The following is a 12,845-nucleotide window of genomic DNA, read 5'->3' on the forward strand; positions in this document are numbered from 1 at the left end:
ACCCAGGGTGGAGATAAGTGCACCCCCGAACCGGGCGGGAGCGTCATGGCACGGGGATGGCCTGCGGCTTTACCGTTTGACGCATGCAACTCACGACGTGGCTGCAGCTGGTGCTGGGCCGGCCGTTCCGCAGGGCGGGACACCGGACCGCGCTCGTCGCCGCCGGCCTGCCGCTCCACTTCGCCGTGGTGCCACTGTGGCTCTGGCTGCTCGGCACGATGGCGGCGTTGGTGCCGGCCGTGACTCCGCTGCCCGTGCTGCTCACGCTCGTGGCGCTGCCCGTGCTGCTCACGCTCGTGGTGACACCCCTGCTGACCGTCGGGCAGCGGCGGCGCTACCGGGCGCTCGTCGGCAAGGACCTCCCGCGCCCCGCCGTACCCGGGCCGGGACGCAACTGGAAGTCGGCGGTACGTCGGCTGACGGGCCGGGCCTTGTGGCGGCAGGTCTGCTACCACGCCGTGGCGGGTCCGCTGCTCGCCGTCCTGGACCTCGCCGTCCTCGCCGTCTGGGCCGTCGCTCTCGTGGCCGCCTCCATCTACGTGTGGATCTGGGCGCTGCCCCCGCAGTGGCGGGTCACCGACCTCGGGTACACCACGCAGGCCGCGTACATCACCGCCGGCGGCCTCGCCCTGCTGTTCCTCGGGCCCCGGCTGACCGGCGCTCTGGTGCGGCTGGAGACCCGGGCGGCCGAGGTCCTGCTCGGCCCCAGCCGCACGGAGAAGCTGGCCCGCCGGGTCGCCGACCTCGCCGAGAGCCGGGCCGGCGTGCTCGACGCCGCCGACGCCGAGCGGCGACGGATCGAGCGCGACCTGCACGACGGCGCGCAGCAGCGCCTCGTCTCACTCGCTGTCAACCTGGGCCTGGCCAGGGCCACCCTCGGCGACCTGCCGGCGGACGCCCGCAAGGTGATCGACGAGGCGCACCGCGAGGCGAAGGAGGCGATCGCCGAGCTGAACAACCTGGTGCGCGGCCTGCATCCGGCCGTCCTTGAGGACCGCGGCCTCGACGCCGCGCTGTCCGGGGTCGCCGCCCGCCTCCCGATCCCGGTGCGCGTGGCGGTGGACCTGCCGCAGCGCCCCTCACCCACGGTCGAGGCCGTCGCGTACTTCGTGGTCTCCGAAGCCCTGACGAACGTGGTCAAACACGCCCAGGCGACCCGGGCGGACGTGACCGTGGAGCAGATCGGGGAGACACTGCTGGTGGTCGTCGCGGACGACGGCGCGGGCGGCGCGGATCTCGCAGCGGCCGGCGGCGGCACCGGGCTCGCCGGGCTCGCCAAGCGCGTCGCGTCCGTCGACGGCACGTTCTCCTGCCGCAGCCCCGCCGAGGGCCCGACCGTCATCACCGTGGAGCTGCCGTGCGCGCCGTGATCGCCGAGGATTCCCTCTTGCTGCGCATCGGCGTGGTCAAGGTGCTGGAGGCGGCCGGCTTCGAGATGTGCGCGCAAGTCGCCGACGCAGAAGGGCTGCTGGCAGCCGTCGATGAGCACCGTCCCGACATCGCCGTGGTCGACGTGCGCATGCCGCCCGGCTTCACCGACGAGGGAGTGCGCGCCGCGCTGGTGATCCGCCGCCAGTACCCGCTTACCGCCGTGCTCCTGCTGTCGCAGTACGTGGAGGAGCGGTACGCCGCCGATCTGCTCGCCGCCAACACCTCGGGCGTCGGCTATCTGCTCAAGCAACGGGTCGCCGACGTCGAGGAGTTCGCCGAGGCGGTACGCCGGGTGGCGGCCGGCGGCACCGCGCTCGACCCGCAGGTCGTCGCGCAGCTGCTGGTGCGCCGGCACAGCGATCCGCTCGACCGGCTGACACCGCGCGAGCGGGAGGTGCTGGAGCTGATGGCGGGCGGCCGGTCCAACTCCGGCGTCGCCGCCGAGCTGGTCGTGAGCGAGAGCGCGGTCGCCAAGCACATCAACAGCATCTTCACCAAGCTCGACTTGCCCAAGGCCGACGCCGACCACCGCCGCGTCCTGGCGGTGCTGCGCTTCCTGGGCGTTGCGACCGCATAGTGCGCGATCACGCCCGCATGCCCAGTCGACAACGGTGCTGAGCCCTCGCGGCCGATGGCAACTGCCGGCCCCTGGCCTTCCATCTCACCGCCGGAAGACGGCGTGGACGGCCCCGGACCCGGCCATCGGCAGTCCTCGCAGACAAGGCGTATTCGTCGCGGGCCATCCGTGAACACCTCAGGCGGCGCGGCATCCGGGCGGTCATCCCCGTGCCGGCCGATCAACGCGGCCACCGTCTGCGACGCGGCAGCCGGGGTGGCAGGCCACCCGCCTTCGACCGCGAGACCTACAAGCAACGCAACACGGTCGAACGCTGCATCAACCGCTTGAAACAGTGGCGAGGCATCGCCACCCGCTACGAGAAGACAGCAGCCATCTACCTGGCCGGACTCCACGTTGCGAGCATCTTCCTCTGGTCAGCCAGGTGATCCAAACGAAACCGCCTAGTGGTCTCGAGCTGCAACACGAGACCGTGGAGCCCCTGTTCGGCTTGTGGTTGGAGTCAGCAGCAATCAGGGCAGGGCCCGTCCCTCTTGGCGCAGGCCCAGATACGCGGATGGTGGCAACAACCACCGACATCGTGCAACCACGATCGGCGCGTGCGCGCATCAACTCGTTCACTACCACGGGTGACTGACACTTATGGCGATCTGAATTTGGGCGACAGAGCCCCAGGTCACGGTCACATACGCGGCGTGCCGCTGACTCTGCGTGGCATTTTTCGTCTCAGCGCACTGCGCAGTGCGCTGAGACACGGACGCATCAACACCGGCCGAAAGGTCCCCGGGAGGCATTCACGGCCTCTTCCGGCTGTCACCATCTTGTCCACGCACCACACCGAGGGCGGCTGCAACTGCCCGTGGTTCGTACCCGTTTGGAGCAATGCTCAGATCCTGTGGATCGGCTCGGGGAGGCGTACCTTCCCGAATGATCGATCGACTGGTATCGAGTAGGCCCGCGTTGCCGCGCGGGCCGGGAAGGCACGCCCGTGCTCAGCTGAACGACGACGGCACCACCCCCAACGGCTCCTCCCTGATCGATGAGATCGTCCGTCAGGGCGCGAGGCGGATGCTGGCCGCCGCACTTGAGGCAGAAGTCAACGCCTACATAGCCGAGTTGGCCGACCAGCGTGACGAGCAGGGCCACCGCCTGGTCGTGCGCAACGGCTACCACCAGCCGCGCACGGTGACAACGGCGGCCGGGGCGGTCGAGGTGAATGCCCCGCGGGTGAACGACAAACGGATCGATGAGACCACGGGCGAGCGCAAGCGGTTCTCCTCGGCGATCCTGCCGCCCTGGTGCCGCAAGTCCCCGAAGATCAGCGAAGTGCTGCCGCTGCTCTACCTGCATGGCCTGTCCTCCGGTGACTTCGTGCCGGCGCTGGAGCAGTTCCTCGGCTCGGCGGCCGGTCTGTCTCCCGCCACGGTCACCCGGCTCACTCAGCAATGGCAGGCCGACCACGCCGCGTTCGGCGAGCGCGATCTGTCCGCCACCGATTACGTCTACGTCTGGGCCGATGCCATTCACCTGCGCATACGCCTGCGAGAGGTGAAGTCGTGTGTGCTCGTGCTGATGGGCGTGCGCACAGATGGCTCCAAGGAGCTGGTCGCCATGAGCGACGGCTACCGCGAATCAGCCGACTCCTGGGCCGACCTGCTGCGCGACTGCGCCCGCCGCGGCATGCGCGCCCCCGTCCTCGCAGTCGGCGACGGGGCGATCGGCTTCTGGAACGCCCTCCGTGAGGTCTTTCCCGAAGCCCGCCATCAAAGGTGCTGGGTTCACAAGATCGCCAATACCCTTGACGCCCTTCCGAAGTCCGCCCAGCCGGGGGCGAAGAAGGCCCTGCAGGAGATCTACAACGCCGAGGACAAGCAGCATGCACTCAAAGCGGTGACCGCGTTCGAGAAGACGTACGGCGCGAAGTGGCCCAAGGCCGTCAAGAAGATCACCGACGACGTGGACGAGCTGCTGGCGTTCTACGCCTTCCCCGCCGAACACTGGATCCACCTGCGGACCACGAATCCCATCGAGTCGACCTTCGCCACGCTGCGACTCCGCACGAAGGTGACCAAGGGCGCCGGCAGCCCCGCCGCCGCTCTGGCCATGGTCTTCAAGCTCGTCGAATCCGCCCAGCAGCGATGGCGGGCCGTGAACGCACCCCACCTCGTCGCCCTCGTCCGGGCCGGAGCCCGCTTCGAACGGGGTCAACTCGTCGAACGCCCCAAGGCCCACGCAGCCTGACCCCAGAGGGTTGGAGACCCGTCTCGCCGATTACGGAGGTCTACGGATGTGGGCCAACGTCACCGTCTGTCATGCCGAGTCAGACGCCTGGCCAGCGCCCGTCGGGGCACCGACGAGGGACTGCAGGGCGCGGACCAGGAGCGTGGCGTCCGGGCTGGAGAGCGGGGCGAGGAACCGGCGTTCCATCTCCTGGCGGGCGAATTCGGCGTCGCGAAGGCGCTCCGCTCCGGCCGGCGTCAGCTGCACGATGTTCTTGCGCCGGTCTTGGGGACTGCGGCGCCGCTCGACCAGTTCCTTGCCCTCCAAAGCATCGACGAGGGCCACCATCGTCGTGCGGTCGATGCCCAGCTTGCCCGCCGCTTCCAGTTGAGACAGCCCGTCATGCGCGTCGAGGACGGCCAGAACTGCCAGTTCACGGCCGTCGATTCCGTGCGGCGCCAAGGCCCTCGCCGACTCCTCGGTCAACCGCAGGTACACGTGCTTGAGGAGATACCCGAGGCGGGAGGAGAGGACCTCGGGCGGTGCGTCGCGCGTCATGGCCACAGCGTATCCAGAAACTGATAGTCAGCATCACTGACGATCTATTACGGTGATGATTACGTCGCCGTCAACGGCGGCGCATCGACTCGAAAGGCGCATGGCAACCATGTCCGACCAGGACCTCCCCACCGTGACATTCGGAATCAAGACCACCCCGATGCGGGTTCCCTACGAGGACATCCTCCGCGTGTGGCAGGAAGCCGACGACCTGCCCGAAATCGCGGACGCCTGGCTGTGGGACCACCTCATGCCGATCGCCGGCCCGAAGGACGGGCAGATCCTCGAAGGGTGGACACTACTGAGCGCCCTGGCCGCCAGGACCCAGCGGCTGCGCCTCGGCCTGCTCGTTACGAGCAATCGGATCCGGCCGCCCGCCGTGCTCGGTAAAATCGCCACAACAGTCGACGTGATCTCCGGGGGCCGCCTGATCATGGGCCTCGGCGTAGGCGGCACCGTGCAGCCACCCAATGCAGGCGGCATACCCGGCGTGAACCCGGCCGTCGCGGAGTACGCGGCCTACGGCCTCACGCTCGTCCCGCCCGCCGAAGGCATCGCCCGCCTGGAGGAGACCATCACCATCCTCCGCGGCATGTGGACGCGGGACGTCTTCGACTTCCACGGCCGCTACTACACCCTGACCGGCAACCGCAACGAGCCGAAACCTGTTCAGCGGCCAGGGCCGCCCCTGCTGATCGGCGGCTGGGGAAACAGGACGCTCCGCCTGGTCGCCGAGCACGCCGACATCTGGAACATCCCCGGACCGCCGCACAACACGCTGGACTACATCACCGAGCGCAGTGCCGTTCTGGACGCCCATTGCGCCGCCATCGGCCGTGATCCGCGGACGATCACCCGCTCCGTGCAGTACATCGCGTCCTACGACGACCCTGCCACCGACCGCAAGGCCATCACGGAACTCATCGCCGCAGGCGTGACGCACATCGTGCTCAGCCTGCGGAGTCCCTATCCCTCACAGGCCGCGCGGTGGCTCGCCGACGAGATCATCACGCCCGTCCGCAGTGCAACCGGAGAAAGCTGATGACAGAGCCGTCCTCCACTCGGCAAGACGCTCCTCCCTGCCCAGGTCGCCTGAACTGACTCACCTGACTGATCCACAAGTCTTGACTATTCCTCGGCGTCTGGCCGCCGTCGCCATCTGCGCGTTCACGGCGCTGACCTGCGGCGATCGATGGAGAAGCAGGCTCTCAGGAGGCGGAGCGCACGTGAAGGCAGGACTCCTGCAATGGAATGTGACGGCTACGCCTGGCCGGTCTCGAAGCGGGAGATCCGGTCCCTCATTGCTCGTCGATGGCCTGGTGGCGGTCGGGGCTGGTCGGGTTCCGGCCCTTGCCGGAGGCCGCCAGGCTTCCCAGGATCGCGAGCAGTTCGGCGCTGCGGCTGCCGGGTTCGGCGTGGAAGACCTTGAGGACGAGACCGTCGGTGCCGACGATGGCCAGCTTGCTGGCGTGCAGTTCGAGATCGCCGACCTGTGGGTGGTGCAGTCGGTTGACCCGCGGCCGCTTGGGATGCACGTCGTGGCGGCCCCACAGACGGCGGAAGTGCTCACTGCGCACGGACAGTTCGCCCACGAGCTCGGTCAGGCGCGGGTCGTCGACGTCGGGCCCGACGTTGGCCCGCAGGGAGGCGATCAGCGCCTCGGCCAGTTCCTCCCAGTCCCGCAGCAGATCGCGTTCGGCGTCGTCGAGGAGGACGGCGCGCAGGAGGTTGACGCCTGCGGAGTAGTTCGGGGAGACGGCCGTGGCCAGCGCGTTGGCGGCGAGCACGTCGGTGAACTTGTTCTCAACGTAGGCGGGATTGGTGGTCCAGCCCTCCATGAGCTGGAGGATGCCGGGCGGCACGGGCTCGGCTTTGCCTGCAGCCCGTGCACGGCCTGCGGAGCGGGGTGCCCGGCGGGTTCGGGAGGGACGCGCCTGGGTCAGGCCGATGAGGTGAGCGGTGGCGTCCGCGTCCAGGTTCAGGACCTCGGCCAGGGCTTCGAGGACCTGAAGCGAGGGATTGCGGTCGCGGCCCTGTTCCAGGCGCAGATAGTAGTCGGCGCTGATCCCGGCGAGCATCGCGACCTCCTCGCGGCGCAGCCCCGGCACGCGCCGGAGCCCGCCGCCGCGGATTCCGGCGTCCTCGGGCCTGACCAGTGCCCGGCGGGCGCGTAGAAACTCGCCGAGCGCGTTGGTGCCGTCCATGCCCCAACCCTAGGTCTGTACCGGCGCGGGTGCCTGTCCCTGTCACTCCCAGGAACAGCGGGGTACTGCCACGTCCGCCCGGAACCACGCACAGTCAATACGGGACAAGCTGTCCATAGCCGCACGACGAAAGGGCGCACCATGACCGGCACCACCCCCGGCGGAACTCTCACCCTCGCCGACGACCTGACCATCAGCCGCATGGGATACGGGGCCATGCAGCTGGCGGGACCCAACGTGTTCGGGCCGCCCAAGGACCGGGCCGAGGCCGTCGCGGTGCTGCGGGAGGCCGTCGAGCGGGGCATCACGCACATCGACACCAGCGACTACTACGGGCCCGCCGTCGTCAACGAAATCATCAGGGAGGCCCTGCACCCCTACCCCGCGGATCTGCGCATCGTGACCAAGGTCGGCAGCCGTCGCGGCGACGACGGCAGCTGGAACGTCTCGCGGGACCCCGAGGACCTCAAGGCCCAGGTCCACGAGAACCTCCAGCACCTCGGCGTGGACACGCTCGACGTGGTGAACCTGCGCCTGGGCACCAACGAGGGGCAGACAGTCGAGGAGCCGATCGGCGACATGTTCGGCGCGCTGGCTGAGCTGCAGAAGGAGGGCCTGATCCGCCACCTCGGACTCAGTGCCGCATCCGATGCCCAGCTCACCGAGGCGCAGGCCATCGCCCCGGTCGTCACGATGCAGAACCTCTACAACCTGGCCAACCGCCAGGACGACGCCCTCGTCGAGCGGTGCGCGGCGGAAAACATCGCCTTCACCCCGTTCTTCCCCCTGGGCGGCTTCTCCCCGCTGCAGTCGCAGACCCTGACCGACGTCGCCGCACGCCTGGACGTCTCACCGCAGCAGGTCGCCCTGGCCTGGCTGCTGCAGCGCTCGGCCACCATCGCCCTCATCCCGGGCACCTCCTCGCGCGCCCACCTGCGCCAGAACATCGCCGCCGCCGACCTGACGCTGCCGGCGGACGCGGTCGCGGAACTCGACACAATCGGCAGTTGAGTCCCCTGTTTCGAAGTCCTCAGGCATGGGCTCGGCGGCGGCCGGTGGCCGAGGAAGGGAACCACTGCTGCGGCACGTTCGTGATGCGGCAACCGCGACATCTTGGAGACCAGTGCCCACATCTCGCATTCGCAGGCCAGCTCGCCCGGCAGGAGGAGGCCGAGGGACTCGGCGAGCGGTTTGCGTCCTGTGTTCACCAGCGCCCGCACGGCCGCCGACCATTCATCGGTTGCCCCCATTTCTTTCGGGTCCAGTCGGGCCCGTTCCGCCTGCCTCCCATCGCGCTGTCACGCGCGCCGGCAGGGCGGGGACAGCAGGCCCTCGCCGGGCCAGAGATCCTGCTCGGCCACGAGGCAGGCGAGGAACGTGCCGACCTCGGCCAGGACGGCGCAACGCTCCGCCGGCCCGTAGGCGATGAACTCAACACGCACGCGGGATTCGCCACAGCTCTCATCGACCTCGGACCGTACTGGGCATAGATGGGCGCACGCGTTACGCGCCGTCGTCGATGTGCAATGCCCATCGAGACGTGAAGCCGCTGTGAGATCCGAGTCGGGTGGCGAGTCCGCGCAGTGCCGCGTAGCCGTCGTCACGTTCGTCAGAGTTGCCAGCGGAGAGCAGTTGCTCGCAGGGGTCGATGAGGTGGGCTTGGACAAGCGCAGGTCCGTCGTGATCCACCGTGCTCGCCCACCAGTTGCAGCCAGACCGTGTGAATGCGATGAGCTGAGCTGCGTCTTCTCCTGCATGCTGGCCTGCGCTGCGGGCCTGATGGATGGCGAGGCCGGCACGCCGGAGTTCCCGCGCGAGAATGCCAACGCTGTGAGCCGGGGTGGCGGTGAGCCGATCGCGGGCCGTGTGGACCAACTCGGAGAAGGGGTAGGGCTCGTAGCCGGGGAGGGCGAGGGCGAAGAGGTTACGGACTTCGTCGGTGGCAAAGAGGTCCGCGACACGGTCAGTGCTGCTATTCATCGCTGTCCTTGCTTTTAGCCCCGCGCTGGTCATTACCGTCCCCGCAAGCTGTCGTCGCGCAACGCTGCGTTGCGCGACCGTGGCCACAATTCGGGTCCGCCGCGGGTTCCGGCGCCTTCGCCCCCGTCTCACCTGCCCTGCCCGTGCACCCAAACCCTTACGGCGCGGTCCGAGATGGCCGCCCCGCTCCAAAAACCGGCACCCCGCTACGGCGTGGGCAAAACCGGGAACGTCCTGAGAACATCGCCGAGCGCGACCGGATCGGACCATAAAGGACAAGCTCAGAACTGGGGTGCCCTCGCTCTTTCCGCCATCGCAAGGCGTCGCTGCGCGGCCATCCACTGCATAGCCTCGTGCTCTGGGGTGACCTGGGCGATCTCCAGGACGCCAGAAAGGCTCGCGCAAGAGAAGTCGCAAGAGATGCCGCAGGGGAAGGCGCAAAGGTTGGCGCAGGAGATGTTGCCGCAAGGCGGACCGGAGCACGATTCGAACAGCAGTACCGTTAGGCCGTGGCAGCCTCGTACGACCTTCCCTGCTGCCGTGGTCGGCCGAACCGCTGGATGCCGGGGAGAGCCACGAGAACGCCTGGCGGAAGGCGTCCTGCCCCGCCTCCCCCGGTTGGATCCCCGAGGACGCAGCGGAGGTTGCCCGGTTGCGGGCGCGGGAAGCCGAACTCGCCGAGCCGATCGTCACGCACACGTAATGGAGCGAGTTCGCCCCTGCAGAGGTCCTCACGGCCCGCAACGCGCTCAAACGCCATCACGAACGGAAGCCATCGGACGCCTCCAAGTAGCCGCCGACCGGCGTAGCCGGCCGACAACGGACACCGCTTCCCCTCTCGGCTGTCGCGTGGGGGAAGAGGTGTCGTCGTCTCAGGGCAGCTTGCCCGCCGTGCCTGATCTGCGAGAACAAGCAGTGTCCGGTTCGGGGTGCTCTCACTTTCGGTGCGACCCCGGTCCCCTGCTGAAAGCAACTGTCCAGACAACGGTTCAGCCGCCCTCGGGAACAGCCCCCTTCGCGGCCGGGGCCGGCTGCGGCAAACGCGGGGTGGGCCAGGCCGGCTCCCACCGCCAGGACGCCCACCCGGCAGCGTTCGCGAACGGACCGGAGCGTTCCTCGATGAGTGCGAGGACCCGGGCACGGGCGTCGTCGACAGCCCGGTGCTCGGAGTCGGTGATGATGCCGAGCCGTCGCACGTGGGCGTACTCGTCTTCGTCCTTCCACTGCCACCGGCTCAGGTCGGGGTCAACGATCAGGTCCACGGTCAAGTCGAAGGTGTCGAACCCGTTGGCGGTCCGGACCGTCGGGTGCTCGAAGTTCACGTACCAGTTCCGCAGCCGGCGCCCACCGTCGGCGGGGACGAAGAAGGCGTTGACGCTGAACCACACGCCGGGCGGCTTCCACAGCAGCAGCTCGGTCTCCTGCCACCGGCTGTCCGCAAGCTCCCACTCCCCCGCCGCCATCGCCTCGAACGCCTCCGTGCGCACCGAACGGTCGCCGTCGGCACGGGCCTTGGCATACAGGGCGGGCCAGCGCGCCTCCGCTCCCGGCGCGCACGCGGTCACCAGAGCCTCGCCCGTGTCGGCGACGACACGCAGCGCCTGCTCGCTCCACACCCGCCCGCTGCGGTGCACATCGCGCCGTACGGCCGTCTGACCTGCCTCGAAACTGCGCACCGGCTCACCTCCTCCGTTACGGCCACGACGCCTGGCCTGGGTAGCAGCTCAGCGCCGACCCGGGCTCGTGGGCAAGCCGCCTCGCGGGAGAGCTCGCCCAGGGCCTCCTTCGGCTTGCCCGCGGCGGCGCCTGGCGCTGCTGCAGACTTCGGACACCTGATCAGCAGCGTGGCCGGCGGTCTGCTCTGTGTGGTCGGGTCCGTGGTCGGGGTGCGACCACGGACCCGACCACGGTCGGTCGTAGCCACCCAGGTGGCGTACCGGGCCTGGTGGAAGGCATTCGGTATGACGTGGACGCTGCCGGAGCCGATGCTGAGCACACCCGTGTCCGGGCCCGATCTGCGGCCGGGCTGGGCGGGAGAGCGGAAGTTATGGATGGGGTTTCGTTCTGTCCGTTGTCCACTGCGGGCATGGCTCAGGGCCCTCCGGCGTGAAGGGCCCTGGACCAGTGGTGGCGTCGGTTGGGGAGTTGTTAACGAGCGGCGAATCAGGTGCCAAGTAGCTCGAGAACCGCCTCCGAGGTCGCCGCCGCAAAATTTCAGCTGGACGGCGAAGCCCAACCAGGTGGCGCCGCTTTTGTTCCGTAACCAGCCCGCCTCGTCGCAGGGCAGGGTGAAGTGGTCCACCACCCCGTCCAGATCCCGCCCTATCGACAGCCCCTTTCGTCACCCTCGTTCCCAGCGTTCGGGCTGGACGGCATGGGCGCCGGTGTACAGCGGGGATGGATATCGGCGAAGGACTCCCCTACGGAAGGCGGACCTGGTGGATGGGCCGCCGCCGGAAAACTGTCGTAGGCGTCAGCTGTGGCCGAAGGCCGCCGCGGTGGCCACGCACGAGAGCGATGTGCTCGACGAGGTCACCGAACGCAGGCTGCTGACCAGGAACTTGCGGACCGTCAACGCCCTGACGGACCCGACGGTCCTCGAGCCGGTGATCGCCGGTGTGACCGCGGGCTCAAAGAGGCGGGCACAGTGTCGCCGGTCGGGCGCCTGTCCATGTGTGAGTGGGGCTGCCGCATGGACAGGCGTGACCGTGGGCCTCAAGCCGCTTCGAGAAAGGGGTAGTCGGTGTAGCCTTCCGCGCCCGGCCCGTAGAACAGTTCCGGCCGCGGCTCGTTCTCCGGGTGGCCACCCTGCCAGCGCTCGACCAGGTCGGGGTTGGCGATGAGCGCCCGGCCCACGACCACGGCGTCGGCGTGGTCGGCCTCGATCTGCTGGAGCGCCTGTTCGCGGGTGGTCTGCCCCCCGAAGGGGCCGTTGTTGACGATCAGCTTGCCGTCGAAGCGCCGCCGCAGCTCCTGTACAAGGTCGCCGCCCGGCTCGGTGTGCAGTACGGAGAGGTAGGCCAGGCCCAGCGGGCGCAGTTGGTCCATCAGGGTGCCGTAGGTGGCCAGGACGTCGTCCCGGTCGGTCTCGAAGACGTCCCCGAGGTCGACCTCCGGCGAGATCCGCAGCCCGACCCGCTCGGCACCGACGGCCTGGGTGACCGCCGTGACGACCTCGACGACGAAGCGGGCGCGGTTCTGCGGCGAGCCGCCGTACTCGTCGGTGCGCTGGTTGGCCGCGGGAGAGAGGAACTCCTGGAGCAGGTAGCCGTTGGCGCCGTGGATTTCCACGCCGTCCGCTCCCGCCTCGATGGCCCGGCGGGCCGCGGCGACGAAGTCCTCCAGGGCTGCCCGGATCTCTGCGGTGGTCATCGCTTCCGGTACGGGGTAGGGCTGCTCGCCCTTCTCGGTGAACGTCTTATTGTCGATGGCGATCGCGCTGGGGGCGAGGATGCGGCGGCCGCCGTTGATGTCGGGGTGGGTGCCGCGGCCGGCGTGCATGATCTGCAGGACGATGCGGCCGCCCTCGGCGTGCACCGCCTCGAACACCCGCTGCCAGCCGGCCGCCTGCTCGTCGGTGGCGATGCCCGGCTCACCGACATACCCCTGCGACGCGTGGTCGGGGTAGGTGCCCTCGGTGATGATCATTCCGACGCTCGCCCGCTGCCGGTAGTACTCGACCATGAGGTCCCCGGGGATGCCGGAGGAACCGGCCCGGACCCGGGTCAGCGGTGCCATGACGATGCGGTTGGCGAGCTCGATCTTCCCAAGGGCGACGGGGGAGAAAAGAGATGGAGCGGACGAAACTTCTGAAATGTTGATAGTCATGGGTTTCTTTCTGTAATACGGAGGAAAACGGGGTGAAGTTCTGCGAC

General features: G+C 68.9%; 11 protein-coding genes and 1 pseudogene. 6 read left to right on the top strand and 6 right to left on the bottom strand.

The window, feature by feature from the left end; all coding sequences use genetic code 11:
- The first annotated feature begins 83 nt into the window (after positions 1-83).
- The 4 genes and pseudogenes from AB5J50_RS01500 to AB5J50_RS01515 all read left to right on the top strand — a co-directional run bounded on the left by AB5J50_RS01500 (position 84) and on the right by AB5J50_RS01515 (position 4,249).
- Positions 84-1,370: a histidine kinase gene (locus tag AB5J50_RS01500; protein WP_369254154.1), complete on the top strand. Its 1,287-nt coding sequence runs from the start codon at positions 84-86 to the stop codon at positions 1,368-1,370.
- Positions 1,358-2,008, top strand: a complete 651-nt coding sequence (locus AB5J50_RS01505; protein ID WP_369254156.1) for a response regulator — start codon at positions 1,358-1,360, stop codon at positions 2,006-2,008. Before AB5J50_RS01500 ends, AB5J50_RS01505 begins: the two co-directional genes overlap by 13 nt.
- Positions 2,009-2,052: 44 nt before the next feature.
- Positions 2,053-2,436, top strand: a pseudogene (locus AB5J50_RS01510) (transposase); the annotation flags it as partial.
- A gap of 499 nt (positions 2,437-2,935) precedes the next feature.
- The gene (locus AB5J50_RS01515) at positions 2,936-4,249 is read left to right on the top strand and encodes an IS256 family transposase (RefSeq protein WP_369254158.1); all 1,314 of its coding nucleotides are present in this window, start codon (positions 2,936-2,938) and stop codon (positions 4,247-4,249) included.
- A gap of 69 nt (positions 4,250-4,318) precedes the next feature.
- Here AB5J50_RS01515 and AB5J50_RS01520 read toward each other — a convergent pair whose 3' ends face one another.
- Positions 4,319-4,786, bottom strand: coding sequence for a MarR family winged helix-turn-helix transcriptional regulator (locus tag AB5J50_RS01520; RefSeq protein ID WP_369254160.1), 468 nt, complete (start codon positions 4,784-4,786; stop codon positions 4,319-4,321).
- Positions 4,787-4,895: 109 nt separating this feature from the next.
- On the opposite strand from AB5J50_RS01520, the gene AB5J50_RS01525 reads away from it, so the two are divergent.
- Positions 4,896-5,828, top strand: a complete 933-nt coding sequence (locus AB5J50_RS01525; RefSeq protein ID WP_369254162.1) for an LLM class flavin-dependent oxidoreductase — start codon at positions 4,896-4,898, stop codon at positions 5,826-5,828.
- A gap of 256 nt (positions 5,829-6,084) precedes the next feature.
- On the opposite strand, the gene AB5J50_RS01530 is transcribed toward AB5J50_RS01525, so the two are convergent.
- Complete coding sequence (locus tag AB5J50_RS01530) at positions 6,085-6,990, bottom strand: helix-turn-helix domain-containing protein (protein ID WP_369254164.1); 906 nt, start codon at positions 6,988-6,990, stop codon at positions 6,085-6,087.
- Positions 6,991-7,131: 141 nt separating this feature from the next.
- On the opposite strand from AB5J50_RS01530, the gene AB5J50_RS01535 reads away from it, so the two are divergent.
- Positions 7,132-8,001: an oxidoreductase gene (locus AB5J50_RS01535; protein ID WP_369254166.1), complete on the top strand. Its 870-nt coding sequence runs from the start codon at positions 7,132-7,134 to the stop codon at positions 7,999-8,001.
- Between the two features lie 287 nt (positions 8,002-8,288).
- On the opposite strand, the gene AB5J50_RS01540 is transcribed toward AB5J50_RS01535, so the two are convergent.
- From AB5J50_RS01540 to AB5J50_RS01555, 4 genes are all read right to left on the bottom strand, one after another.
- Positions 8,289-8,432: a hypothetical protein gene (locus tag AB5J50_RS01540; protein WP_369254168.1), complete on the bottom strand. Its 144-nt coding sequence runs from the start codon at positions 8,430-8,432 to the stop codon at positions 8,289-8,291.
- A 61-nt stretch (positions 8,433-8,493) separates the two neighbouring features.
- On the bottom strand, positions 8,494-9,057 hold the full coding sequence (locus AB5J50_RS01545; protein WP_369254170.1) for a hypothetical protein: 564 nt from the start codon (positions 9,055-9,057) through the stop codon (positions 8,494-8,496).
- A 902-nt stretch (positions 9,058-9,959) separates the two neighbouring features.
- Positions 9,960-10,646: a DUF402 domain-containing protein gene (locus AB5J50_RS01550; protein WP_369254172.1), complete on the bottom strand. Its 687-nt coding sequence runs from the start codon at positions 10,644-10,646 to the stop codon at positions 9,960-9,962.
- A 1,039-nt stretch (positions 10,647-11,685) separates the two neighbouring features.
- Positions 11,686-12,798, bottom strand: a complete 1,113-nt coding sequence (locus AB5J50_RS01555; protein WP_369254174.1) for an alkene reductase — start codon at positions 12,796-12,798, stop codon at positions 11,686-11,688.
- Between the last annotated feature and the right edge of the window lie 47 nt (positions 12,799-12,845).

Source organism: Streptomyces sp. R35, assembly GCF_041053035.1.
Classification (GTDB): domain Bacteria; phylum Actinomycetota; class Actinomycetes; order Streptomycetales; family Streptomycetaceae; genus Streptomyces; species Streptomyces lutosisoli.

Excerpts from the sequence above, each read along its gene's own strand:
- AB5J50_RS01500 (WP_369254154.1), top strand. The coding sequence starts at position 84 with ATGCAACTCACGACGTGGCTGCAGCTGGTGCTGGGCCGGCCGTTCCGC.
- AB5J50_RS01515 (WP_369254158.1), top strand. The coding sequence starts at position 2,936 with ATGATCGATCGACTGGTATCGAGTAGGCCCGCGTTGCCGCGCGGGCCG.
- AB5J50_RS01520 (WP_369254160.1), bottom strand. The coding sequence starts at position 4,786 with ATGACGCGCGACGCACCGCCCGAGGTCCTCTCCTCCCGCCTCGGGTAT.
- AB5J50_RS01525 (WP_369254162.1), top strand. The coding sequence starts at position 4,896 with ATGTCCGACCAGGACCTCCCCACCGTGACATTCGGAATCAAGACCACC.
- AB5J50_RS01530 (WP_369254164.1), bottom strand. The coding sequence starts at position 6,990 with ATGGACGGCACCAACGCGCTCGGCGAGTTTCTACGCGCCCGCCGGGCA.
- AB5J50_RS01535 (WP_369254166.1), top strand. The coding sequence starts at position 7,132 with ATGACCGGCACCACCCCCGGCGGAACTCTCACCCTCGCCGACGACCTG.
- AB5J50_RS01555 (WP_369254174.1), bottom strand. The coding sequence starts at position 12,798 with ATGACTATCAACATTTCAGAAGTTTCGTCCGCTCCATCTCTTTTCTCC.